The 23,446-nt window shown below is 57.7% G+C and carries 22 protein-coding genes and 2 pseudogenes; 17 read left to right on the plus strand and 7 right to left on the minus strand.

Annotation, left to right across the window (positions count from 1 at the left end):
* Positions 1-47: 47 nt before the first annotated feature.
* Positions 48-947, minus strand: a complete 900-nt coding sequence (locus ACTG1P_RS00535) for an aldo/keto reductase (protein ID WP_440000166.1) — start codon at positions 945-947, stop codon at positions 48-50.
* Positions 948-1,094: 147 nt separating this feature from the next.
* Here ACTG1P_RS00535 and ACTG1P_RS00540 point away from each other — a divergent pair, with 147 nt between their 5' ends.
* The 3 genes from ACTG1P_RS00540 (at position 1,095) to ltaE (ending at position 3,423) form a co-directional block, all read left to right on the plus strand.
* Entirely contained in the window at positions 1,095-1,502 is a 408-nt protein-coding gene (locus tag ACTG1P_RS00540) for a helix-turn-helix domain-containing protein (protein ID WP_440000167.1), read from the plus strand.
* 87 nt (positions 1,503-1,589) lie between these two features.
* Positions 1,590-2,291 (plus strand): short-chain dehydrogenase, encoded by a 702-nt coding sequence (locus tag ACTG1P_RS00545; RefSeq protein WP_440000172.1) that lies wholly within the window; start codon positions 1,590-1,592, stop codon positions 2,289-2,291.
* A gap of 112 nt (positions 2,292-2,403) precedes the next feature.
* Positions 2,404-3,423 carry a low-specificity L-threonine aldolase gene (gene ltaE / locus ACTG1P_RS00550; protein ID WP_139442037.1) on the plus strand — a complete coding sequence of 340 codons (1,020 nt, stop codon included), beginning with the start codon at positions 2,404-2,406 and terminating at the stop codon, positions 3,421-3,423.
* An 89-nt stretch (positions 3,424-3,512) separates the two neighbouring features.
* On the opposite strand, the gene ACTG1P_RS00555 is transcribed toward ltaE, so the two are convergent.
* The 3 genes and pseudogenes from ACTG1P_RS00555 to ACTG1P_RS00565 all read right to left on the minus strand — a co-directional run bounded on the left by ACTG1P_RS00555 (position 3,513) and on the right by ACTG1P_RS00565 (position 5,967).
* Entirely contained in the window at positions 3,513-3,944 is a 432-nt protein-coding gene (locus ACTG1P_RS00555; RefSeq protein ID WP_440000173.1) for a hypothetical protein, read from the minus strand.
* A gap of 8 nt (positions 3,945-3,952) precedes the next feature.
* Positions 3,953-4,974: pseudogene (locus tag ACTG1P_RS00560) on the minus strand (response regulator).
* A gap of 54 nt (positions 4,975-5,028) precedes the next feature.
* Entirely contained in the window at positions 5,029-5,967 is a 939-nt protein-coding gene (locus ACTG1P_RS00565; protein ID WP_047438361.1) for a LysR family transcriptional regulator, read from the minus strand.
* Positions 5,968-6,828: 861 nt separating this feature from the next.
* Between ACTG1P_RS00565 and ACTG1P_RS00570 the strand changes: the two genes are divergently transcribed.
* From ACTG1P_RS00570 to ACTG1P_RS00590, 5 genes are all read left to right on the plus strand, one after another.
* The gene (locus tag ACTG1P_RS00570) at positions 6,829-8,781 is read left to right on the plus strand and encodes a putative bifunctional diguanylate cyclase/phosphodiesterase (RefSeq protein WP_013723827.1); all 1,953 of its coding nucleotides are present in this window, start codon (positions 6,829-6,831) and stop codon (positions 8,779-8,781) included.
* Positions 8,782-8,924: 143 nt separating this feature from the next.
* Positions 8,925-10,490 (plus strand): AbgT family transporter, encoded by a 1,566-nt coding sequence (locus ACTG1P_RS00575; RefSeq protein WP_042055621.1) that lies wholly within the window; start codon positions 8,925-8,927, stop codon positions 10,488-10,490.
* Positions 10,491-10,561: 71 nt separating this feature from the next.
* Positions 10,562-11,287: an oxygen-insensitive NADPH nitroreductase gene (nfsA, locus tag ACTG1P_RS00580; RefSeq protein WP_440000174.1), complete on the plus strand. Its 726-nt coding sequence runs from the start codon at positions 10,562-10,564 to the stop codon at positions 11,285-11,287.
* A 191-nt stretch (positions 11,288-11,478) separates the two neighbouring features.
* On the plus strand, positions 11,479-12,243 hold the full coding sequence (locus ACTG1P_RS00585) for a hypothetical protein (RefSeq protein ID WP_005337161.1): 765 nt from the start codon (positions 11,479-11,481) through the stop codon (positions 12,241-12,243).
* Positions 12,237-12,791, plus strand: a complete 555-nt coding sequence (locus ACTG1P_RS00590; RefSeq protein WP_440000175.1) for a VOC family protein — start codon at positions 12,237-12,239, stop codon at positions 12,789-12,791. The genes ACTG1P_RS00585 and ACTG1P_RS00590 overlap by 7 nt, the downstream gene beginning before the upstream one ends.
* Before the next feature lie 145 nt (positions 12,792-12,936).
* Here ACTG1P_RS00590 and ACTG1P_RS00595 read toward each other — a convergent pair whose 3' ends face one another.
* Positions 12,937-14,160 carry an MFS transporter gene (locus ACTG1P_RS00595; RefSeq protein WP_407957099.1) on the minus strand — a complete coding sequence of 408 codons (1,224 nt, stop codon included), beginning with the start codon at positions 14,158-14,160 and terminating at the stop codon, positions 12,937-12,939.
* A gap of 95 nt (positions 14,161-14,255) precedes the next feature.
* On the opposite strand from ACTG1P_RS00595, the pseudogene ACTG1P_RS00600 reads away from it, so the two are divergent.
* Positions 14,256-15,130 (plus strand): annotated as a pseudogene (locus tag ACTG1P_RS00600) (LysR family transcriptional regulator).
* 63 nt (positions 15,131-15,193) lie between these two features.
* Entirely contained in the window at positions 15,194-16,150 is a 957-nt protein-coding gene (locus tag ACTG1P_RS00605; RefSeq protein WP_440000176.1) for a LysR substrate-binding domain-containing protein, read from the plus strand.
* An 81-nt stretch (positions 16,151-16,231) separates the two neighbouring features.
* On the opposite strand, the gene ribA is transcribed toward ACTG1P_RS00605, so the two are convergent.
* Positions 16,232-16,825: a GTP cyclohydrolase II gene (gene ribA / locus ACTG1P_RS00610; RefSeq protein WP_005351157.1), complete on the minus strand. Its 594-nt coding sequence runs from the start codon at positions 16,823-16,825 to the stop codon at positions 16,232-16,234.
* 249 nt (positions 16,826-17,074) lie between these two features.
* On the opposite strand from ribA, the gene cmk reads away from it, so the two are divergent.
* From cmk to pyrF, 6 genes are all read left to right on the plus strand, one after another.
* Positions 17,075-17,767: a (d)CMP kinase gene (cmk, locus tag ACTG1P_RS00615; RefSeq protein ID WP_440000177.1), complete on the plus strand. Its 693-nt coding sequence runs from the start codon at positions 17,075-17,077 to the stop codon at positions 17,765-17,767.
* Between the two features lie 94 nt (positions 17,768-17,861).
* Positions 17,862-19,532, plus strand: coding sequence for a 30S ribosomal protein S1 (gene rpsA / locus ACTG1P_RS00620; protein ID WP_005337148.1), 1,671 nt, complete (start codon positions 17,862-17,864; stop codon positions 19,530-19,532).
* A gap of 92 nt (positions 19,533-19,624) precedes the next feature.
* Positions 19,625-19,909 carry an integration host factor subunit beta gene (gene ihfB, locus ACTG1P_RS00625; RefSeq protein WP_005299934.1) on the plus strand — a complete coding sequence of 95 codons (285 nt, stop codon included), beginning with the start codon at positions 19,625-19,627 and terminating at the stop codon, positions 19,907-19,909.
* A gap of 157 nt (positions 19,910-20,066) precedes the next feature.
* On the plus strand, positions 20,067-20,351 hold the full coding sequence (locus ACTG1P_RS00630) for a LapA family protein (RefSeq protein ID WP_005337143.1): 285 nt from the start codon (positions 20,067-20,069) through the stop codon (positions 20,349-20,351).
* 9 nt (positions 20,352-20,360) lie between these two features.
* The gene (gene lapB, locus ACTG1P_RS00635) at positions 20,361-21,527 is read left to right on the plus strand and encodes a lipopolysaccharide assembly protein LapB (protein ID WP_440000178.1); all 1,167 of its coding nucleotides are present in this window, start codon (positions 20,361-20,363) and stop codon (positions 21,525-21,527) included.
* Positions 21,528-21,545: 18 nt separating this feature from the next.
* On the plus strand, positions 21,546-22,247 hold the full coding sequence (pyrF, locus tag ACTG1P_RS00640) for an orotidine-5'-phosphate decarboxylase (protein WP_005351164.1): 702 nt from the start codon (positions 21,546-21,548) through the stop codon (positions 22,245-22,247).
* A 13-nt stretch (positions 22,248-22,260) separates the two neighbouring features.
* On the opposite strand, the gene rrtA is transcribed toward pyrF, so the two are convergent.
* Positions 22,261-22,815, minus strand: coding sequence for a rhombosortase (gene rrtA, locus ACTG1P_RS00645; protein WP_440000179.1), 555 nt, complete (start codon positions 22,813-22,815; stop codon positions 22,261-22,263).
* Between rrtA and ACTG1P_RS00650 the strand changes: the two genes are divergently transcribed.
* Positions 22,814-23,437 (plus strand): tRNA-uridine aminocarboxypropyltransferase, encoded by a 624-nt coding sequence (locus tag ACTG1P_RS00650; RefSeq protein ID WP_440000180.1) that lies wholly within the window; start codon positions 22,814-22,816, stop codon positions 23,435-23,437. The two genes, rrtA and ACTG1P_RS00650, sit on opposite strands and share 2 nt — an antisense overlap.
* Positions 23,438-23,446 lie beyond the last annotated feature (9 nt).

Raw genomic sequence — 23,446 nt, forward strand, 5'->3', positions numbered from 1 at the left:
CATGGGTTTCCCCCATGCCGTTTTTGTTTCTGGACGTTTTGCAGTTATCAGGGAACGTCGTAACCGAGCGCCGCCTTGCGGATGCGGAACCACTGCTGGCGGTTCAGCCCGATGGATTCGGCGGCCACGGCGGCGGCAATCCGCTCCCGCTTGCCGGAGCCAATCAATGGCAGTGGCTGGCTTGGCAGCATCATTACCCAGGCGTAGACCACCTGCTCGATAGTCTGGGCGCCCACTTCCTGACGGATCTGCTCCAGTTCGGCACGCAGCGGGGCATAGGTGTCATCGCTGAACAGTCGGCCGCCGCCGAGACATGACCAGGCCATCGGCTTGATGCCAAGCTGCTGGCACTGATCCAGGGTGCCATCGAGGGTCCCTTCCTGATGAAGCGGCGAGATCTCCAGCTGGTTGGTGACCAGCGGGAAGGGGAGGCGCGATTGCAGCAGCTCGAACTGTCGGGCGGTGAAGTTGGATACCCCAGCGTGCTTGATCTTGCCCGACTGTTTCAGGGTGATAAAGGCGTCGGCCACTTCATCGGCGTTCATCAGAGGATCCGGGCGGTGGATCAGCAGCAGGTCCAGATGGTCGGTGCCGAGCTTGCGCAGCGAGGCCTCTGCGCTGGCGACGATATGGCTCTTGCCGGTGTTGTAGTGGTTGAGGGCATGCTCCGGTTTGGCGGTGAGGGCGATACCGCACTTGCTGACGATCTCCATCCGGCTGCGCAGGGAAGGCTCGAGGCGCAGGGCGTGACCAAAGGCCTCTTCGCACTGATAGCCGCCATAGATATCGGCGTGATCGATGGTGGTGACCCCCAGATCCAGATGATATTTCATCAGGTCAAGCAGAGCGGCCGGAGAGAGTTGCCACTCCATCAGGCGCCAGTAACCCATGATGAGGCGAGAGAAGGTGGGGCCTTGCGGATGCAGGGCGACACGGGATACAGACATGGTTGACTCCTTGAAAAACGCGATGCGAAAACGATGTGCAACATAGATGACTGCGGGCATCTTGGCCTCATGTGGCTGGCAAAGCAATAATGGGCAGTGGCATGATTCGAACTTTGGTTCTGATCGCAGAGTAGGGGAGAGAGTTGGATGGAAGGATTTGCCGAGCGCTTGCAGAGCCTGATCGGGGAGATGAGCGTGAGTGCCTTTGCCCGCAAGGTGGGGCTCAGTGAAGCGCTGATCCGCAAATATTTGAAGGGAGCCGAGCCTGGCCTGGCGCGGGCCAACCAGATCGCCATGGGGGCCAACTGTTCGCTGGAGTGGCTGGCAACTGGCTGCGGTTATCTCTACCGTCAGGCGGAAGTGGTAGACAGGGATGCGCTGGCAGCGGCGCAGCAACTGCTGGGCGATCAGCAACCCGGGGTGGGGTTGCCCGATGAGGAGGCGCTGGTCACCCTGCTCGCCTATTACCAGTTTTTGCGTACCCACAAGAAAGCGGACGGTTTCCTCGATCTGGCGCTGGCGCGGGAGTTTGGTCGCCATCTGGGGGAAGCGTGATGAGGGGCATATTACCCTTTGGTCGTGTCACGGCCGGTTGAGTATTCTGATACGCTCTAAGCAAGATAACTCTCCATGGAATGGGCGATGAGCTACTTGATCCTCGGAAGCGGTGCGCTGGGCTCGGCGCTGGCAAGAGAGCTGATGGCAAGGGGGGAGTCCTTCCTGCTGGCCGGGCGTACCTATCCAAAAGGGATCGAGATGGGGGCCTTCTTCCCGCTGCAAGAGGTGGACGCCATCTCGTTCGATACCCTGTTTACCCTCTACGACACCGATCCGCTCCCCACTGTGGTGATCAACACCATCGGCGTGTTGCACGATGTCAGCTTTATGCCAGAGCGGCGGGTCGAAGAGGTGCACCCCAAGTGGCTGTGCGACAGCCTGCTGGCCAATGCCTGGCCAACGCTGGCGCTGGCTGCCCGTTTCAGTCGGTTGATGGGCAATGACCATCCGCTGTGGCTCTGTGCCATCTCTGATCTGGCGGGCTCCATCACCTCCAATCTGGAGGGGGGGCGTTACAGCTACCGGATGAGCAAGGCGGCCCTCGACATGGGGGTGAAAACTCTGGCCCTCGAGTGGGCGCAACGTTTCCCGCAAGCGGGGGTGGTGGCAGTAGCGCCCGGCTTGATGGACTCCCCGATGAACGCTCCCTTTCTGAGCGAGTTGCCTTTGGAACAATTACAGGATCCTGCCGAGGTGGCGGTGAAACTGCTCAATCTCATCAAGGGGTTATCGTTGACCCAATCGGGCCAGCTACTGGATCTCAACGGTCAGCCGCTGCCCTGGTAAATCCCGCCTGCGGGTTCTATGGACGTCTATTGGCTTCACATTCTGCTCATGCGCCCCTTGCCAAGCGAGGGGCGCATGGCTAACGTCACTCTCCTGTTTCAGGAGGGATCTCATGCGCTATATCGATTTACGAAGTGACACCGTCACCCAGCCTACTGACGCCATGCGTCAAGCCATGCTCCACGCCGAAGTCGGTGACGATGTCTATGGTGAAGATCCGGGCGTCAACGCGCTGGAGGCCTATGGGGCCAGATTGCTGGGCAAACAGGCGGCGCTGTTTGTGCCGTCCGGCACCATGTCCAATCTGTTGGCGGTGATGAGCCACTGTCAGCGCGGTGAGGGGGCCATCCTCGGCAACGCCGCTCACATCTATCGCTATGAAGCGCAGGGGAGTGCCGTGCTGGGCTCCGTAGCCTTGCAACCCTTGCCGATGCAGCGCGATGGCACGCTGGCATTCGATGATATCAAGGCTGCGCTGGCCCCTGATGATGCCCACTTCGTCCAGACTCGCCTGATCTGCCTTGAGAACACCCACAACGGCAAGGTGCTGCCGCTCTCCTATCTGCAGGAGATGGGGGCATTCGTTGCCGAGCGCGGCTTGAAGCTTCATCTCGATGGCGCCCGGCTCTTTAACGCCGCCGTGGCCAGCGAGACCCCGGTCGAGGTGATCGCTGCACCGTTTGACAGCATCTCGATTTGTCTCTCCAAGGGGTTGGGGGCACCGGTGGGCTCGCTGCTGGTGGGCAGCCACGATTTCATCGCCCGTGCGCGCCGCCTACGCAAGATGCTGGGGGGCGGCATGCGTCAGGCGGGCATTCTGGCGCAAGCCGGTCTGTTTGCCCTCGAGCAGCATGTGACCCGTCTGGCCGATGATCACCGCCGTGCCAAACGGTTGGCCGAAGGGTTGGCTGCACTGCCGGGCATCGAGCTCGACCTCTCGCTGGTGCAGAGCAACATGGTGTTCCTGCGGCTGCATGAGGGGGAATCGGCCCCTCTGCTCGCTTTTATGAAGGAGCGGGGGATCCTCTTCTCCGGTTACGGCGAGCTGCGGCTGGTGACCCATCTGCAAATCAACGATGACGATATTGAAGAGGTGATCGACGCCTTCACCGAGTATCTCGGAGCGCGTTGAGACGGCTGGTGAGGTAGAGGTTATACCGATACCTGTTTATACCGAAATAACAGAGGGCGCCGCGGCGCCCTCTGTTATTTGCAGCAAGCTCAAGCCTGCCGCTGGCCGCTCATCAGCATGGCCTCATCGGTGGCGTCGTAGATCATCACCGCGATGTGGGTCACCTGACCGCCGAAATCGGCCAGTGGCACCAGGGTCAGGTTCTGGAACATATGGGGGGCCGAGCCGGTAATGGGGCGGTAGTTGGAGAAACGCAGCAGATAGGGCTTCTGCTCCCAGGTGCTGAAGGCGCGGTTGTTGAGTTTGAAGACCATGTTGGCCTTGCGTTCGAACCAGGCTCTGTCCACATCGGGGAAGAGCTTGAACAGTACGCCATCGCGCACGTCACTGGCCAGTCGGCCGCTGTGGCTCTCCATAAAGCCGTTCCACACCTGAACCTTGTACTCCTTGTCGAGCACCACCAAGCCTACGTCCAGGTTCTGGACTATGTTCATCAACCAATGAAATTCACGGATTTCCATAGTCACTCCTAGAGCATGTGCATGATTTTGTTGTTCATGGTGGCGATGGAATCTTCGGTAAACAGCAGCAGCAGATCACACTGCACCGCATAATCCTGGATCCGGTAGTTGATCTCGATGGCGAGCGTGCGGCGCCAGCGACTCTTGTTGGTGTTGATCAGCTCGTTGATGGGTCTGTGTTGGCCGAGCACCACCGGGTGGCCCTGACTGAAGGGGGTGTCGAGCTGGTTGGCGTAGCCGCGCAGGAAGGCGCCGATCAGCACGTTGGCGGTATCCATCAGCAGCTCCAGTTCGGCGGTGCGATCCAGCGTCCCCTGATGGTTCATCAGCTTGGCCAAATCTTTGAAGCTGGAGTCATGGAACAGGATCAGCGCTTCACCGGCGATCCCAGCTCCGATAAACCCCTGACAGACGGCGGAGAGGGTATCTGAATCCGCAGCGGCCGAGAGGGCCATATGCAACTCTGATACTTCCAGCACGTTGACGTTGGGGATAGGCAGTACCACGAAGGCGTTGAGCAGACGAGCCAGCAAGTCGGCGGCCTGACCCATGGAGACGTTGGCCAGCTCCTGATAGACATCGCGGATTTCGGGGGGATCTTGACGCCTGCATCGGCTACAACGCCGTTTGGCTGCTGCTCGGGGGCGCTTGGTTGACCGCTCGGGGCGGTACTCCAGAAATCATGCTTTTTGAGCAGGGCGAGCAGGGTTTCTGGGGCGGCGGGTTTCTTGATGAAATCGAGCGCCCCCAGCCCCATGACCCGTTGATAGGCCTCTGGCTGGATATCCCCGGAGACCACGATCACCTTGTTGCGCAGCCCCTCCCGTTGGAGGGTCTCCAGCACGCCGTAACCGTCCATTTCCGGCATGGTCAGATCGAGGAAGATGAGATCGCCATGACCCATCAGCACCTGTTCGATCCCTTCGAGACCATTGGCTGCGTAGTGCAAATCGACTTTCCAGTCGGCCGGGAGCGCCCGCGCCAGCTGTTTGCGGGCGAACCCGGAGTCATCACATATCAATACATTCATGGCGTTAGGCAGGCTCTGTTGGCAAGGGATGCTATAAGTGTGGCCCGCTAACGGTCAGATGCAATGGGTGAGGCTATCACCTTGTGAAAATTGGTTGTCCCACTGCCGATTGCGATAGCGTGCTGAGTATTTTTCAACAAATTCAACGAACATCTTAACACGCAACGGAGCGAACTGGTGCTGGCAACACAACATGTAGAAGGGGCGATTGCCGGTTTGCCAGTCGGTCAGTACCGGCACCAGCTGCTCGTCATGGAGGAAGCTGCTCAGATAGTGCAGCGGGGCATTGACGATCCCCAGATGACGCCGGGCTGCGCGTACCGCGGCCTGGGTCTGGTTGACGGTCAGTTTGGCGCTGCGTTTGATGCAGACGCTCTGGCCATCCTTGTCGGTCAGCTGCCAGTGCTGGTGAGGCCAGCAGTAGATGAGATCGTGCTCTTCCAGCTGGTTGGGATGGGAGGGGGTGCCCTTTTTGGTCAAATAGAGTGGTGAGGCAAACAGACCGTACTCGATATGGCCGAGACAGATCGCATTGGGCAGCGACTGGGGCAGCTCACCGTTGAAGAACACCAGATCCCGATCATTGTCGAACAGGTGCTGATGATCATTGGTCTGGGTGATATCGAACTGTACCTCGGGATAGTGCAGTCCGAATTCGGCCAGCATATCGATGAGGATGGTGTTGGAGAGCGCGATCGGCGCAGCTACCCGGATAAGCCCGGTGATGTCGGCCTCTTGACCCTGGATCTCGCTGGTGGCCTGCTCGATTTGTGCGAGTGGCGTGCAGAGACGTTCGTAGTATCTGAGGCCATCATCGGTAAGGCGGAGCTTGCGGGTAGAGCGATGTAGCAGGGAGCAACCCAGTTGCTCTTCCAGCTGGGAAATGCGTCGACTGATGGTGCCTGTTGGCATGCCCAGTGCGGCTGCAGCGTGGGAGAATCCTCCCTCTTGCACCACCTTGACGAACAGGTAGAACTCTTCGATGTGCTTCATAAACGCTGTTCTGGGTGTAACAAGGGAGCAACCATAAAAAGAGCGTTCCGGGTTGGCAAGGGTAATTCAGCGTTTAATTGATCTGGATTCGATTTCTGTTGATACCAGTTATCCACCCGCCCGTCATCTCAGTTTCCCCAGGCTGGTGATTATTTCGGCATGATGCCAAATGGTACTACGGCAGTGATGTTTGCCATATTCCCTGATTGATTCCGCTATAACCGCGAGCGAAGGCCGATATTGCAACCTGATGGAAGGGCGCCGGGTTGCTCTGCGTGCTCAGTTGGGGTGGTTTGCCATCCACAGCCAATGTGATGCAGATCATATATTCGGTTTTTGCTCATTGCCTATTGAAAAATGAATTTGGGGTATATCAATTCCGCCTTAGTGAACTATTTTTGTCCGTTTTGGCGTTTTTTTGGCTGTTTATCCATCCGCTTGGTTAATTAATGGAAGCTTTGTGACAGAGAGTGATGACTATTTCCACCATTGACTTAAATGTTAATAACAAATTTATCGCAGCAAATATGCAATTGCTCTTTCAAGGTCTCGAGTGGATAGCTCTTAGTGCTTGTTTTTACTGGGGAAAAAAGTTAAAAATCGACTATATGATTTGCTTGGATTAACAGGGTCCTTGGCTGAGTCCTTTGTAGTTTTGCCGTACAGGCTGCCCTGTTGTTGATATCTGAAATAGTTTTGTCCGCTCTTGGCTATGTGAAAAGGGATAATGGCCGAGAGGTATTTGCACCTTGCATTCTGCAGCTAGCGGTTTGCCAGATCTGTTTTCCGGTTAACCAGTGACCATCCAGCATGAATGACCTTGACCAGATGAATACGCTTGACGAACGGTTACTGAAGACGATGGATGTTCTGCATACCCCGATCTGGGTTTATGACATCGAGCATCACCATATTTTCTGGGCAAACAGCGCCGCGCTCTCCGTGTGGGAGGCGACGTCTCTCGACGAACTCTGCTCCCGCGACTTCTCTGCCGATATGGCAACCGCCATCGATCTGCTGCTGCAGCGCTATCTGGGTGATTTTCAGCAGGGGCGCAGTTACAACGAGTGGTGGACCCTCTCCCCAAAGGGTGTCAAGAAGCAGATCTATCTGCGCCTCTCCGGTATTCAACTGGCTGGCCGGCTGATGATGATGACCGAAGCGGTGCTCGACTCCGATACCCTCTATCAGGAGTCCTCGCTGGCAACCGGCGATACCCTTGCCTGCCTGTTCGATAGCCACGGTGTGTTCGAGAGTGGCAACTATCATTTCGAAATGTGTTTCGGCCACCAGATCGCCAAGCTCTCCCAGGTTTTCTCCGGCAATGATGACAGCTTCTACCAGAAGCTCTCCCGTCTCGATGAAGTGGTGACCGAGGGGGAGTGCCGTACCCTCAAGGGGATGCGCTGGTTCCAGTATCAGTTCCGCTATATCCAGCAGGGGGCCCGCATTCTGCTCACCATGCGGGATATTACCGATCGCAAACTCGAAGAGCTGGAGCATCGCCACCTCGCCTGGCACGACTCCCTGACCGGCCTGCTCAATCGGTATGGCTTGATGAAATCCCTTGAGGCCTATTGCGGGCTGGGGGAGCGTTTCGCGCTGGTGTTCATGGATCTGGACAACTTCAAGCTGGTCAACGACAACTACGGCCACAAGGCGGGAGATCGCCTGCTGGAGCGGGTCGCCGGTCGCCTCAAACAGATTTGCCCGCGGGATGTGGAGCTGGCTCGCCTCGGTGGCGATGAATTCACAGCACTGGTGCCGCTGGGCAATCAGGGGGATCGGGCGCAAGAGGTGGCCGATCAGATGCTCTCCCAGATGACCAAGCCGCTGCAACTGAGCGGGCTGCCGGAGGTGACCATCGGTGGCAGTATCGGTATCGCCATCTATCCAGATGATGCGGATGACGGGGACAACCTTATCACCCGTGCCGACATGGCCATGTATCAGGCAAAGCAGATGGGGCGGCTGCGCTGGCAGCGTTTCACCCCCAGCATGCAGCAGACCCTGCAGCGCAAGCTCAATCTCAAACAGTTTCTGGCCAAGGCCATCGGCCGTCAGGAGCTGAGCCTCTGTTACCAGCCGCAGGTCGATGCCGCCAAACGGCGTCTGATCGGTTACGAGGCACTGCTGCGCTGGTACAACCCGGTGCTCGGCCATGTGTCGCCGGTGGAATTTATCCCGCTGGCCGAAGAGATGGGGCTGATCCGCGAGATCGGCAGCTGGGTGCTCTCCACCGCGCTGGCACAGGTCGCCAGCTGGCAGAAGCGCTTCCATCAGCGGGTGCCGGTCTCCGTCAACCTCTCCGGTTTCCAGCTCTCGTCGGCGCTGCCCGGGCAAGTTCGCCAGCAGCTGGAGCTGCACGGGGTGGATGCCTCCCTGTTGACGCTGGAGCTGACCGAAACCGTGCTGATGCTCGATATGAAGGGGTGCCTCGGCATTCTCGACGATTTGAGCGAGCAGGGGATCAAGATTGCCATCGACGATTTCGGTACCGGCTACTCCTCGCTGGCCTATCTCAACCGGTTGCCGATCAATAACATCAAGCTGGATCGCTCCTTCGTGGTCGGTCTCAACTTGCCGGTGATCCGGGCGACTGCGGCCATGGCTACCAATCTGGGGTTGGGGATCATGGCGGAAGGGGTGGAGGAGCCTCACGAGCTGGCCGCACTGCAGACCCAGGGGTGCCATGTGTTCCAGGGATATCTGTTCAGCAAGCCGCTGACTGTGGCGCAAGTCGAGGCGAGCGGTTTTGTGGTGGAGTGCCAGGTCGGGCGTTATCCACTGCTAGATGCCGTGATGGCAGAGTAACAAGTGTGCGTTAGGCCACAACTTGGAATTTTATTCCGCAATATTTAATCAAAATTAATCATTCTTTTGCGATCGGTCATGAGACGGATTGGCTGGAATTGCTAGCATGCGACCTCGTTTCTAGGGAAAGGAGTATCGCAATAATGAGTCATGCTGCTGTCAATGACCGTCCGGCCAGCCCTCCCAAAGGTTGGCTGAACCGTTTCCTCAATGGCGTCGAGAAAGCCGGGAACAAATTACCCGACCCCGCCATGCTGTTCCTCTACGCCTTGTTGATCGTCTGGGTCGGCTCCTGGGTGTTGTCACAATTCCAGTTTGATCTGGTCAATCCCCGTACCGGGGAGGCGGTAGTGGTCAACAACCTGCTGACCGGTGCCGGTCTGGCCGAGTTTCTCTCCACCATGGTGACCACCTTTACCGGCTTTGCCCCGCTGGGGATCGTGCTGGTGGCCATGCTCGGGGTCGGGGTGGCCGAGCAGTCCGGTTTTATCAATACCGGTCTGAAAAAGTTGCTGAAAGTGACGCCTGCCCGTTTTCTCACTCCCATGCTGATCCTGGTGGCGATCGTCAGCCACACCGCCGCAGATGCGGGTTATGTGCTGGTGATCCCCATCGGTGGCATCATCTTCCACGCTGCCGGACGCCATCCGCTGGCGGGGATCGCCGCTGCCTTTGCCGGCGTTTCCGGCGGTTTTGCCGCCAACTTCCTGCCCTCCGGCGGGGATGCGCTGCTGCAGGGTTTTACCCAGTCCGCCGCTCAGTTGCTCGATCCTGACTACATGGTCAACACCCTGTGCAACATCATCTTTACCGGTGCCTCTTCGTTGCTGATCATCTGCGTCGGCTGGTTCGTCACCGAAAAGGTGGTGGAGCCGCGCCTCAAGCACGTGGCGCTCAACGAGGATCTGGAGAGTGCCGACGAGATGGGGCGCTACAGCGCGCAAGAGAGCCGGGCCTTCAACTGGGCCGGGTTTGCCATGCTGGCGGCTATCGTGCTGCTGGCGCTGGCGCTCTCCCCGAGCGATTCACCGCTGCGTGCTGCCGATGGCTCCCTGACCACCTTCGCCGCGCCGGTGATGAAGTCCATTGTGCCGCTCATCTTCTTGCTCTTTATCCTGCCCGGGATTGTCTACGGCTTTGTCGCAGGCAGCTTCAAGAGTGGCAAGGATGTGATCGATGCCATGTCGGCCACCATGAACAAGATGGGCTCCTACATGGTGATGGCCTTCTTCTGCGCGCTCTTTATCAAGGCGTTTGGCGACTCCAACCTGGGCACCCTGCTGGCCCTCTCCGGTGCCGAAGTGCTTCATGCGCTGGCGCTGCCCGGTGAAGTGACCATCGTCGGGATGATCCTGCTCACCGCCAGCGTCAATCTGGTGGTGGGGTCGGCTTCGGCCAAGTGGGCGCTGATCAGTCCGATCCTGGTACCCATGCTGATGGCGGTGGGGATCTCCCCCGAGCTGACCCAGGCGGCCTATCGGGTAGGGGATTCTGCCTCCAACATCATCACCCCGCTGATGGTCTTCTTCCCGCTGGTGGTGGTCTATTGCCAGCAGTATGTGAAGAGCACCGGGATCGGTACTCTGGTCTCCATGATGCTGCCCTACTCGCTGGCCTTCCTGGTGAGCTGGACGATTTTCCTGCTGCTCTACTGGGCGCTCGGCTTCCCGCTCGGGTTGCAAGCCCCTTACGTCTATCCGGCCCCTTAAGCCGGGTGTGCGAGGGAGCCTTGGGCTCCCTCGTTTTTTTCGCTATGGTGTTACCTCATTTTGGAGGTGCCATGAATCAGACCATCGATCTTATCCTTTCCCATCGCTCCATTCGTCAGTTCACTGCCGAGCCGATCGCCCCGCAGCAGCTGGATGCCATTCTCGCCGCCGCCCAGTCCGCCTCAACCTCGAGCTTTTTGCAGGTGACCAGTATTGTGCGAGTCTGCGAGCCCGAGGCGCGTCAGCAGTTGGCCATGCTGGCGGGCAATCAACCCTATGTGGTGCAGGCGGCCGAGTTTCTGGTGTTCTGCACCGATTACCACCGCCACACCCAGATCGTGCCCGAGGCCCAGACCGGCTATGCGGAGCAGTTGCTGATCGGAGCCATCGACGGCGCCCTGATGGCGCAAAACGCCTTGCTGGAGGCGCAGTCGCTGGGGCTGGGCGGGGTCTATATCGGCGGCATTCGCAACCATCCGGCCGAGGTGAGCGAACTGCTCGGCCTGCCCCATCAGGTGATCCCGCTGTTTGGCCTCTGCCTTGGTCATCCTGCCCAGCAGCCGGAACAGAAACCCCGTCTGCCCAGGGGATTGGTGGTGCATCAGGAGCGCTACCAGCACGAGCTGGATCGCGACCTGCTGGCCCGGTACGATCAGCAGATCGCGGACTACTATCAGGCCCGTAGCAGCAACAACAAACAGCAGACCTGGAGCGGCCAGATCCGCGCCATTCTGGGCAAGGAGTCCCGTCCTTTTATGCTGGGATTCCTGCAATCGCGGGGCTTTAACCTCAAGTAATGGCGCTGATGGGCGATACTATGGGGAGGTGACCGTCATGGTCATCATCCCCTGATCCTGCAATCTCTCCCTGAGACCGGGGGCACAGCTTGGTGACAAATCGTGGGCAAGGGGGGATCTGCAGGCTACCTTAAGTGGGTAAGCTGTTGTAGGATCACGCAATTGGATAGGAACAGGGGTTTGGACATCCTATGATTTTAACTTTGGTATTGCTGTCTATTGGCGCACTCCTGTTTTTGGTTATCGCCTATAACGTGGTGCAGCAATATAAGCAGAAGGCAGAGGCGGACAAGCGTCACGCCGTTGCCAGACACAAGACGGTGGCTGACGAGACCGAAGAGGTGTTGCTGAACGTCAATCTGGTGCCTTTCTCCAAGAACATGGTGTTGCTGTTGCAGCACCGGATCCTCGATGCCTATCGCGCCATCGCCCAGGTGATGCCGAACAATCAGATCAAGCAGCGCATCGTTGATGTACAGACCCAGATCAAGAATGTGCAGGAGAACTACAGCGTGCAGGATGAGGGTCAGTTCAAGACCCCGGAGTCCGATCGTCAGGCGATCCAGATGCTGCAGCTGGTCAAGAAGATGCGGGCCGTGCTGCGGGTCGAGCACAACAAGGGCAAGATTGACCCTCAGGGGTTTGCCCAAGAAGAGCGCCGCCTTGAGCTGATGCAGCTCAAGATCAACATCTCCAATCTGGTCAAGCGGGCGATGGATGCCCGCATTCAGGGCCAATATGGTACATGCCGCCAGCTCTATACCAAGGGTCTGTCGGCCATGGCGAGCGTGGGCGACAAGGATCCCTATCTGCTGGCCCGTGAAGAAGATATGCGTCAGGGGCTCAAGGAGCTTGAAGAGCTGCAGCAGCAAAATAGCGCGCAGGATCTGCAAAACATCAAGGACAAGGAAGCCGACGAGCTCGATGTCCTGTTTCAACCCAAGAAGAAATGGTAAGCATGTCCCATCCACTCGATTCCACACTGGGGCCAATGGCCCCATTTGTTTCTCAGCTGTTGGCCGAACTGTCCGCCACTGGCGTCATAATTTCACAGCCAACGGTCGATCACCTCTGTTATCGGGCGGCTACCCTGCAGGAGTACCGCGCGCTATGTGCTGTGCTGGCTGAGGCGGGCTCCTTGCTGGTGGAGGGTATGATTGGCGGACGTCCCATCGCCACTTATCAGTTGCATCAGCCGCTGTTGGCTGGTGAGGTACAGGTACCCTGTATCGAGCTGGCTGCATCGAAACCGGGTCGCGTCCATCAGGCGGGTCTGGAACATATCGAGCTGGTGGTCACTTCACTGCAAGATCTGGTAGCTCGCTATCCCGAGCTGCCATTCAAAACTGGCAACATGCAGGATACCCGCAACCCCGATATTGGCCTGATGTTGCCTTCCGGCCAGATCAAGTTTCACCTGCGCCCGCTGGCTGAGGTGATTGCCGAAGAGGTGGCGACCGGTGCTGTGGTCGCGGTGCCTGCGGATTATTTCGATCAGGAGTGATCCTGCTCTAAATGCGGTGCGAGCCTGACAGGCTCTTGAATAACGCAGCAAAAGGGGTCACCGGTGTGACCCCTTTTGCTATCTGGCGGTGCTGGGTTGCGAGAGTGCTATCTGCTCGTGGGTGACCCTGTTTGCGCTGAGCCTGTTACCCGTGTCGGTGGGGTTGCTGGGCGGGCAGTGGCGATTGGCTTCGCTGCTTGAGACGGCCGAGCCAGAGGCTCAAGCCCGCCGTCAGGATGAGGACCAGTTCAATTCCCATGACCAGACCGCCCAGCTCGCCTTGCTCCCAGAACGGGTGCAGGTAAAGCCCACCCAGACTGGCTCCCAGATAGTAGGCCACCAGATAGAGGGAGGAGGCGAGGGCGCGGTTGTGTTCGACATGATGACCGACCCAGGCGCTGGCGCAGGCGTGTGCCAGGAAAAAGCCGAAGCTGGAGATCAGCAAGCCACTCAGGATCCCGAGCAGGCTAGCTTGCAGCAGCCACAGACTCCCGAGGGCCATCAGGGCGATCCCGACCAGCAGCATGCGTTGTGCCCCCCAGCGATTGGCAAATCGGCCGCTCAGAGAGGAGGCTACAGTCCCCGAGAGATAGGTGAGAAACAGCATGCCGAGCCACTGGGTGGGCAGGGAGAAAGGGGGCTTGGCCAGCAGGAAGGTGAGATAACTGAACTGGTTCAGAAACACCATAAAGTTGAGCCCGCCTATAAGGTAAGCCCCTACCAGCAAGGGATTGGTCAAGTGTTGCTGCAAGGCGCGAGCAAATTGGCCGCGAACGGGGGCGCTCGCCACAAAGCGGGTCTGATGGGGCAGCAGCCAGAAGACCAGCGGTAGCAGTGACAGGCTGATCACACCGATCCCCAGAAAGGTATGCTGCCAGTCGCCAAACCAGCCCGCCAGCAGGCCGCCGACCACCCGACCGGCAATGCCACCGAGGGAGTTGGCGGCAATATAGACCCCCACCGCCGAGAGGAGCGCCCGTTTGCTGAACTCTTCCCCCATATATGCAATTGCGGTCGCGGGCAGTCCTGCCAGCAGCGCGCCCTGCAGGATGCGCAGCAACAGCAGGGTGCCAAACTGCTCAACCAGCGGGATTAACAGTGAGAGCAGGATCGCCAGGGTGAGGGTACCCAGCATGACCTGCCGACGGCCATGGCGATCCGCCAGTCTGGCGCAGATCAGCAGGGAGGCGGCAAGGCCTGCTGTGCATCCGGCCAGGGTCCAGCTGGCCGAGAGGGAGTTGACCGAGAAGACCTCGGCGATCAGGGGTAACAGGGGATGGGTCTGGTAGAGATTCAGAAACACCAGAAAAGAGCCCAGGCTGAGGGCCAGGGTTGCACGTATCCACTCGCGACTTCCAACTTCAATCATTGCGTATTGTCCTGACTACTTTTGGTCAGGGTAGAGCCCTTGCGGTTATAAATATAATATATTTAAGTTATCTATCTCATAAGATGAATTGATACATGGATCTAAAACAGCTCACCTATCTGCTGGCGGTCAGGGATGCCGGCTCATTTACCAAGGCAGCCAACAGTCTGCATGTGGCACAACCGGCCATCAGCATGGCCATCGCCAAGCTGGAGCAGCAGCTCGAATTGCGCCTGTTTGATCGACAGGATCGGGCGGTACGGCTCACCCCGGAGGGAGAGGTGCTCTGTCGCCATGCCGAGCGCTTGTTGTTGCAGATGCATCAGGCCGAGGCCGAGATGGCCGAGCTCAAGGGGCTGGAGCGGGGGGAAGTGCGGATCGGGATCCCCTACATGATGGGCTCCTACTATTTCCCCCCTCGTCTGATGGCCTTCAAGCACCGCTACCCCGGCCTCAAGATCCGGGTCGAAGAGGCCGGTACCCGGGAGCTGCTCAGCCGGATGGTGGATGGCTCCCTCGATCTGGCCATTCTCATCACCAGTGATCTCCCCCCGCCATCGAGGGAGCGCATCTGCTGAGCGAAGAGATGTTGATGGTGGTGGGGGACGATCACCCCTTGCGTGGCGCATCGACCGTCACCCTCTCGCAGTTTTTCGCTCAGGAGCTGGCGCTTTTTCGCCGTGGTTTTTACCACCGGGAGCATATAGAGGCGCTGGCCCAGAGCCTGGGCGTTGAACCCGATATCGCCTTCGAGAGCAATCTTATCCCTCTGCTCAAAGCGGTGGTGCGGCAAGGTTTTGCGGTGACCACCTTCTTGCGGATGGTGCTGGAAGAGGAGCCGGATCTGAGTGGCGTGCCCTTTGACCCGCCCATCTATCTCGATCTCTGTGTGGCGTGGCGGCGTGGCGATCCGCTCTCCATGGCCAACCGTGCCTTGCGCGATTTTCTACTTAAGGATCGCCCGGCCTGATGGTGGCGGGCCATTGCTGAAAGTTTGTTACTATTAACGGTGGGTTCGCTTGAGGGCTACACCATGAAATTGCAGCAATTGCGCTATATCGTCGAGGTGGCCAACCACAGGCTGAATCTGTCGGCCACCGCCGAGAGCCTCTTTACCTCCCAGCCCGGGATCAGCAAACAGGTGCGGATGCTGGAGGATGAGCTGGGGATCCAGATCTTCGAGCGCAGCGGCAAACACTTGACCCAAATCACCCCCATAGGTCGTGATGTGATCAAAGTGGCCGCGGAGGTGCTGGACAAGGTCGCCACCATCAAGGTCATGGCCAGGCAGCATGTGCATCCGGAGCAGGGAACCCTCACCATTGCCGCCACTCATCTGCAAGCCCGTTATGTTCTGCCCGCCATCCTCAAGGGGTTCATGGCCCGCTTTCCCAAAGTTGCCGTAACTGTGATGCAAGGGAGTGCTGCGCAGTGTCGCGCAGCCGTGCATGATGGCGCGGCCGATCTGCTGCTGGCGGATGAACCGGAGGAGGGGAGCGATCTGCTCATGCTCCCCTCTTTTCAGTGGCAACGGGGCTTGGTGCTGCCCAAGGATCATCCGTTGGCCAAAGCAACATCGCTGACCCCGGCTGAGCTGGTGGAGTTTGCATTGGTGACCGATGGAAGGGCTCTCTCCACAGCTCAAGGCACTGATTGCGCTCATGCCGAGAGCCGGATCGCCTGCTGTGCGAGCGACAGCGATGTGCTCAAGACCTATGTCAGACAAGGGATGGGTATAGGGGTGATGGCAATCTTTGCCTGGGAGCCCCAGCGCGATGGCGATCTGGTGCTCAAAACGGCGCCCTGGCTACCAGGCGGTGTGGCCGCTATCGGGTTGCGCAGAGGGGCATTTTTATGTGGCTATCTCTACGATCTGATTGGACGTCTCGCGCCGCAATTGACCCGCGAGCGGGTCGAACAATACTGTGCTGCCCGCACTGGCGAAGAGCTTGAAGCTCTGCTGGCCAATTTGACCGTACCACAGCGATAGCCAGGGTTGATGTGTGGTCGAACCAAGAAAAACGCCTCCGAATAGGAGGCGTTTGACTATCTGGTATTCGTCAATGCAGGCTCATTTTTTGAGCATGTGATCCAGCTTGTTGGCCTTGGTCGACAGATAGAACTCGTTGTGGGGATTGCGCCCTTCCTGCAACGGTACCCGTTCGGCCACCGGAATACCGAAGGATTCCATCGCTTTCATCTTGCGCGGGTTGTTGGTCATCAGTTTGAGAGACTTGACTTCAAGCTGCTTGAGCATGTCGGCGCAGATGGTGTAATCGCGCATGTCGGCGGCAAAACCAAGGGCCACGTTGGCCTCCACGGTATCGGCACCCTGATCCTGCAGGTGATAGGCGCGGATCTTGTTGAGCAAGCCGATGCCACGGCCCTCTTGACGCACATACAGCAATACGCCACGACCGGCTTTGGCGATATTCTCCATGGCCGCCTGCAACTGGAAACCGCAGTCACAACGCAGGCTGAACAGGGCGTCGCCGGTCAGGCACTCTGAGTGGATCCGGCCCAGCACGGGCTCGTCACCTGTAATGTCGCCCATCACCAGTGCGGCGTGATCTTTGCCTGTGCCGGTTTCCTGAAAACCTACCAGCGTGAAGGTGCCCCAGGGGGTTGGCAATTTGGATTTGGCCACGAGGGTAACGCTGCTCATAGGTTGCTCCTTACTACTAACGGCTCAAAAAAGGGGGGCCAGTTTAGCGCGCCTTGTCAGGAACGACCATAAGAACAAGTCCCTGCATTGCTTAATGAAATCTCCAAATGAGATACAAGCACAGCCGTCCGTCGGGGTTTTGGCCCTTTGTGCGGATTGATGACTGCCAGGCTCACCACATTCGGGTATAATCGGCGCCCATTAACCCACCCCTTCGGGATGGGAGCAACACAGTGCAGGAGAGAAGTTATGCCTCAGATGGCCCCCGTAATGACAATTGATGGCCCCAGTGGTGCAGGTAAAGGCACCTTGTGTCAGCTGCTTGCTGAGAAGCTGGGTTGGCACTTGCTGGACTCGGGCGCCATCTATCGGGTGTTGTCCCTGGCCGCCCTGCATCACGATGTAGAGCTGGACAGTGAAGCCTCACTGGTGCCGCTGGCCGCCAATCTGGATGTGCAATTTCAGGTTGAGGGCGATCTGGTCAGGGTGATCCTGGAAGGGGAAGATGTCTCCCGCACCATCCGCACCGAAGAAGTGGGTAATGCTGCCAGTAAAATCGCCGCCTTCCCCCGGGTGCGTGAAGCCTTGCTGCGCCGTCAGCGGGCATTTCGCCAGGCCCCGGGTCTGATTGCCGATGGTCGTGACATGGGTACAGTTGTTTTCCCCGAGGCCGAGGTGAAGATTTTCCTCGACGCCAGTGCCGAAGAACGGGCCCAGCGTCGCTATAAGCAGTTGCAAGATAAGGGCTTTGATGTTAACTTTGAGCGTCTTTTAACCGAGATTCGGGAACGTGACGATCGCGACAGAAATCGCGCTACTGCACCCCTGAAACCGGCAGAAGATGCTCTGGTGGTAGACTCTACCGCCATGACCATAGATGACGTGCTGGCAACAGTACTCGCCTATGCAGAGCAACAACTTGGTGATGCCAGCGCAAGCTGACATCCGGTCGTCTGCACCAAGGATGGCGCAGATTATTTAAAACAGCCCCGCTTGTGCCGGATTGCAAGTGGATGTTTCATTTGTGACATAAACAATGATCGAATCTTTTGCTCAACTCTTTGAAGAGTCCCTGAACGCCGTTGAAACCCGTCAAGGTTCCATCGTCAAGGGTACTGTCGTTGCTATCGAGAACGGTTTTGTACTGGTTGACGCCGGTCTGAAATCCGAGTCCGCTATCCCGGCTGAAGAATTCAAGAACGCCATGGGCGAGCTGGAAATCAACGTCGGCGACACCGTTGACGTGGCTCTGGACTCTATCGAAGATGGTTTCGGCGAAACCAAGCTGTCCCGCGAAAAAGCCAAGCGCCACGAAGCCTGGCTGCAGCTTGAGAAGGCTTACGAAGAGCAAGCTACCGTTATCGGTATCATCAACGGCAAGGTCAAGGGTGGTTTCACCGTTGAACTGAACGGCATCCGTGCCTTCCTGCCGGGTTCTCTGGTTGACGTGCGTCCGATCCGTGACACCGCTCACCTGGAAAACAAAGAACTCGAGTTCAAAGTCATCAAGCTGGACCAGAAGCGCAACAACGTTGTTGTTTCTCGTCGTGCCGTGATCGAGACCGAGAACACCTCCGAGCGCGAAAGCCTGCTGGCTAACCTGCAAGAAGGTCAAGAAGTTAAGGGTATCGTCAAGAACCTGACCGACTACGGTGCATTCGTAGATCTGGGCGGTGTTGACGGCCTGCTGCACATCACCGACATGGCGTGGAAGCGTGTTAAGCATCCTTCCGAAATCGTCAACGTTGGCGACGAGATCGCTGTCAAGGTTCTGAAGTTCGACCGCGAGCGTACCCGTGTATCCCTGGGTCTGAAGCAGCTGGGCGAAGATCCCTGGGTTGCTATCGCCAAGCGTTACCCGGAGACCACCCGTCTGTCTGGCCGCGTGACCAACCTGACCGACTACGGCTGCTTCGTTGAAATCGAAGAAGGCGTTGAAGGCCTGGTACACGTATCCGAGATGGATTGGACCAACAAGAACATCCACCCGTCCAAAGTTGTTAACGTTGGCGACGTGGTTGACGTGATGGTTCTGGACATCGACGAAGAGCGTCGTCGTATCTCCCTGGGTCTGAAGCAGTGCAAATCCAACCCGTGGCAGCTGTTTGCCGAAACTCACGCCAAAGGCGACCGTGTTTCCGGCAAGATCAAGTCCATCACTGACTTCGGTATCTTCATCGGTCTGGATGGCGGCATCGACGGCCTGGTTCACCTGTCTGACATCTCCTGGAACAACCAGGGCGAAGAAGCCGTGCGTGAATTCAAGAAAGGCGACGAGATCGAAGCCGTTGTTCTGCAAGTGGATCCGGAGCGTGAGCGCATCTCCCTGGGTGTCAAGCAGATCGAAGAAGACCCGTTCAACAAGTACCTGGCTGACAACAAGAAAGGTGCTATCGTGAAGGGTAAGGTTACCGAGGTTGATGCCAAAGGTGCCGTTATCGAACTGGCTGATGGCGTAGAAGGCTACCTGCGTGCCTCCGACGCTGCTCGTGACCGCGTAGAAGACGCCACTCTGGTGCTGTCTGTTGGTGACGAAGTTGAAGCTAAATTCATGGGCGTTGATCGTAAGAACCGCACCGTAAGCCTGTCTGTCCGTGCTAAGGACGAGGCTGATGAGCGTGTTGCTATCGATAACCTGAACCAACAAGAAGAAGTTGTGTTCAGCAATGCTATGATGGAAGCGTTCAAAGCCGCCAAGGGTGAGTAATCCTTGATGCAAGAAAAGGGCGGCATTGCGCCGCCCTTTTTTATCCTGGCAAAATGAATATTGCATGTGATCGGGGAAGGAGATTTAACGTTATGACCAAATCAGATCTCATCGAACAACTGGCAGCCAGCCGCATGCATATGCCGGCCAAGGATGTCGAAGCCGCCATCAAGGAGATCCTTGAGCAGATGGCGTCGACCTTGCAAAACGGCGACCGGATTGAAATCCGCGGATTTGGCAGTTTTTCACTGCACTATCGTGCGCCCCGTGTGGGCCGCAACCCCAAGACTGGGGACAAGGTTGAACTGACCGGGAAATATGTCCCGCATTTCAAACCTGGCAAAGAGTTGCGCGAGCGCGTCAACATCATTGAATGATGCAGAAATAGGCATACCTCGGGTATGCCTTTTTCTTTTTGGCACCGATTCCTGTGCCAATCGTCTTGTTTCTTAAACTCTTTTCCCATTCACTCTAGAGTCTGCCTGCGATTTTAAGGATAATCAGCCTCTCATTAGATACTGACAGGGAGCTCTTATGAAGCGTATTTTGGCCCTCATTCCGCTGGTGCTGGTGTTTGTTCTGACCCTGGCGCTGGGCTCACAAAATGGCCAGCTGGTTCAGTTCAATTACCTGATCGCTCAGGGTGAGTTTTCACTTGCCATGCTGTTGGGCTTCTTCTTCGCTGGCGGTTTTTTGCTGGGCTGGCTGGTATTCGGCCTGCTGTTCCTGCGCCTGAAAATGCAAAACCGCACCCTCAACCGCACCATGCGTCGTCAATCCCGCGAGTTGGAGCTGGCCCGGTCACCGGGTAAGGAATAATGTTCCTCAATGCTTGAACTGCTTTTCCTGCTGTTGCCCATCGCCGCCGGTTATGGCTGGTACATGGGTCGCAGGAGTGTTCGCCAGGACACCCAAAAACAGAGTAACCAGTTTTCCCGCCAGTATGTGGCGGGCCTCAACTATTTGCTGTCCGATGAATCCGACAAGGCGGTGGATCTCTTTATCCAACTGCTTGAGGTGGACAGTGAAACCATCGAAACACACCTCTCCCTCGGCAACCTGTTTCGCCAGCGTGGGGAGGTCGATCGTGCCATCAAGATCCACCAGAACCTGGTAACCCGCCAACTGACCCGGGAGCAGCGACAGCTTGCCCTGCAGGAGCTTGCGCGCGACTTTTTGGCTGCTGGTCTGCTGGACCGAGCTGAAGCGCTCTGGAATGAGCTGTGCGATGACAGCGACTATGAAGAGACGGCGCTGGCACAGCTGTTGATCATCCATCAGCAGTTGCGGGATTGGGATAAGGCCATCGATGTGGCGGTTCGTCTGCAAAAATTCCAGGGCAAGAAGCTGGCCGACCCCATTTCCCATTTCTATTGCGAGCAAGCCGAGATCGCGCTGCGTGAGGGCAATAAAGGGGAGGGGCTGGCCAAGCTCAAACGGGCGCTCAGTATCAATCCGGCATGTGCCCGGGCCAGTTTGCGCCTCGCTGAGCTCGCCATGGCAGAGGGGGAGTATGAGCAGGCCAGCAAGGAGCTGCTGCGGGTGTTCGAGCAGGATATCGACTTTGCCTCCGAGGCAATGCCCAAATTGCTCGAGTGCTATCAGCAGTTGGGCCGCACGCTTGCGTTGATCCCGCTGCTTGAGAAGGCAGTGGAAGATCACGCCGGTGTCAGCGTGACCTTGGCCCTTGCCAAGCTGGTTGAAGAGCGTGATGGCCTGAGCCAGGCCCGTTCGCTGGTGTTGCGTCAGCTGCGTCGTCATCCATCGATGAAAGGTTTTTACCAGTTGGTGGGTTTTCAACTGGCCAGTGCGGAGGAGGGGCCTGCCAAGGAGAGCCTCGAACTGCTGCAACAACTGGTCGGCGAGCAGATAAAAATCAAGTCAACCCACAAGTGTCGGCAGTGCGGCTTTGCCACTCACTCGTTGTTCTGGCAGTGCCCGTCTTGTCGCCAGTGGGGTTCCATCAAGCCGATCCGAGGTCTGGACGGTGAATAACAAGCAATAGGATGTGAGATGCAAGATCCCAAAGTACTGGTAGCGCTGGATTATCAGCACGAGGCAGATGCCTTAGCGTTCGTTGAACGTATCTCTCCGGCCCAGTGCCGTCTCAAGGTAGGCAAGGAGATGTTTACCCTGTTTGGCCCGCAGTTTGTACGCCAGCTGGTGGCCAAGGGATTCGATGTCTTTCTGGATCTGAAGTTTCACGATATTCCCAATACCGTTGCCAAAGCGGTGGCAGCCAGTGCCGAGCTCGGTGTCTGGATGGTCAACGTGCATGCCAGTGGTGGTGAGCGGATGATGCGTGCCGCCAAAGAGGCGCTGCTGCCTTATGGCGACAAGGCGCCATTGTTGATCGGGGTGACCGTACTGACCAGCATGGAGCAGTCCGACATGATCCCTCTTGGTCTGGATGTGAGCCCTGCCGAGCAGGTGATCCGGCTGGCTACCTTGACCAAGGCATCCGGTCTGGATGGGGTGGTCTGCTCTGCCAACGAGGCCCATGAGTTGAAAGCCTTGCTGGGTGATGAGTTCAAGCTGGTGACCCCGGGTATTCGCCCGACCGGTTCAGCGGCCGGGGATCAGCGCCGGGTGATGACACCGAAAGCGGCGGTCGAGGCGGGTTCCGATTATCTGGTTATCGGTCGCCCCATTACGCAGGCTGCCGATCCGGCCGCCATGCTGGCCAGCATCAATGCCGAGCTGGCTGGTGCGTAACAGGCTCACTCAGTTATACACGGTGCAGGCCGAGCAACAGGCCTGCACCAGCTCCGATAAGATGAGACTCGATATGTATCCTGGCATTGATCAGGGTGGAGGTCGGGCTCTCTCCTGCGTTGTAGAAGTCCATCGCCAGCTTGAGCCCCATCCCCGCTAGCAGTAGCCAGCCCGATGTGCGGCGTCCGTGGCGAATATCCTGCATTGCCCCCCAGACAAACAGACCATGCAGCGAGCCGGATAGCCCCATGTACCACTGGGTCTGCGGGCACCACCACCAGATCCCCAAGCCCACTGCCAACCAGAGCAGCAACATCAGCAGCGGCAGGCGAGCCCCACCCAGATAGTCGCGAAACAGGCTATAGAGGATGGCGAGGCCGCCCAGATTGAGCAGCAGGTGCCACAGATTGGTATGAGCCAGATTGCCTGTTATGATCCGCCACCCTTCGCCCCCAGCGATCAAGGGCCGATCGAAGGAGAGCTGAAGATTGGGAACGGTAAAGAAGAGTAGCAAGCTGGTGAGAGAGAGCGTGATAACCCAGAGCAATCCAGATTTGTCTGACAACATGAAACAGTCCAACGACAAGAACAGTCGATACTGTACACGTTGCACCCGAGCCCTCAAAGCCTGCCTGTGCGATTATATTGTGCCGGTTGACAATCACACGCCCCTCTACATCTTGCAGCACCCCAACGAGGTGGCACATCCCAAGGGGACTGCGGCGCTGCTGGCAGCCTCTTTGCAACAGTGCGAGATCCATGTGGGGGAGGACTTTTCCCGCGATGAGTGGCTCAATGTGCTGCTGGCTGACCAATCCCGTAGTTATTATTTGCTCTGGCCGGATGAGGATGCCATTTCGCTGACCGATCTTCGCCAACAGTGGGAGAGTGAATCCTCTGGCTCCGCATCCGTCGCCTTTATCTTGCTTGACGGCACCTGGCGCAAAGCCTATCGCATGTTGCAGAGCAACCCGGCACTGGCCCGCTTGCCCCGCATCGGCATTGGTGCCATTGCCGGTCAATATGCTATTCGAAAGAAACCCTTTCCCGATGCCCTCTCTACCATAGAGGCGGGCTATCACCTCTTGTCCCGGTGGGAGGGGAGGCCGGAGCGCTATGCGCCCTTGCTGACCCTGTTCAATCGGTTGAATACCCAGTGGCAGGACTTTGCCGAAGGCCGCCGCGCGTGACAATTCAAG

Origin of the sequence: Aeromonas sp. 11P, assembly GCF_051920165.1 — a bacterium.
Lineage (GTDB): Bacteria > Pseudomonadota > Gammaproteobacteria > Enterobacterales > Aeromonadaceae > Aeromonas > Aeromonas veronii.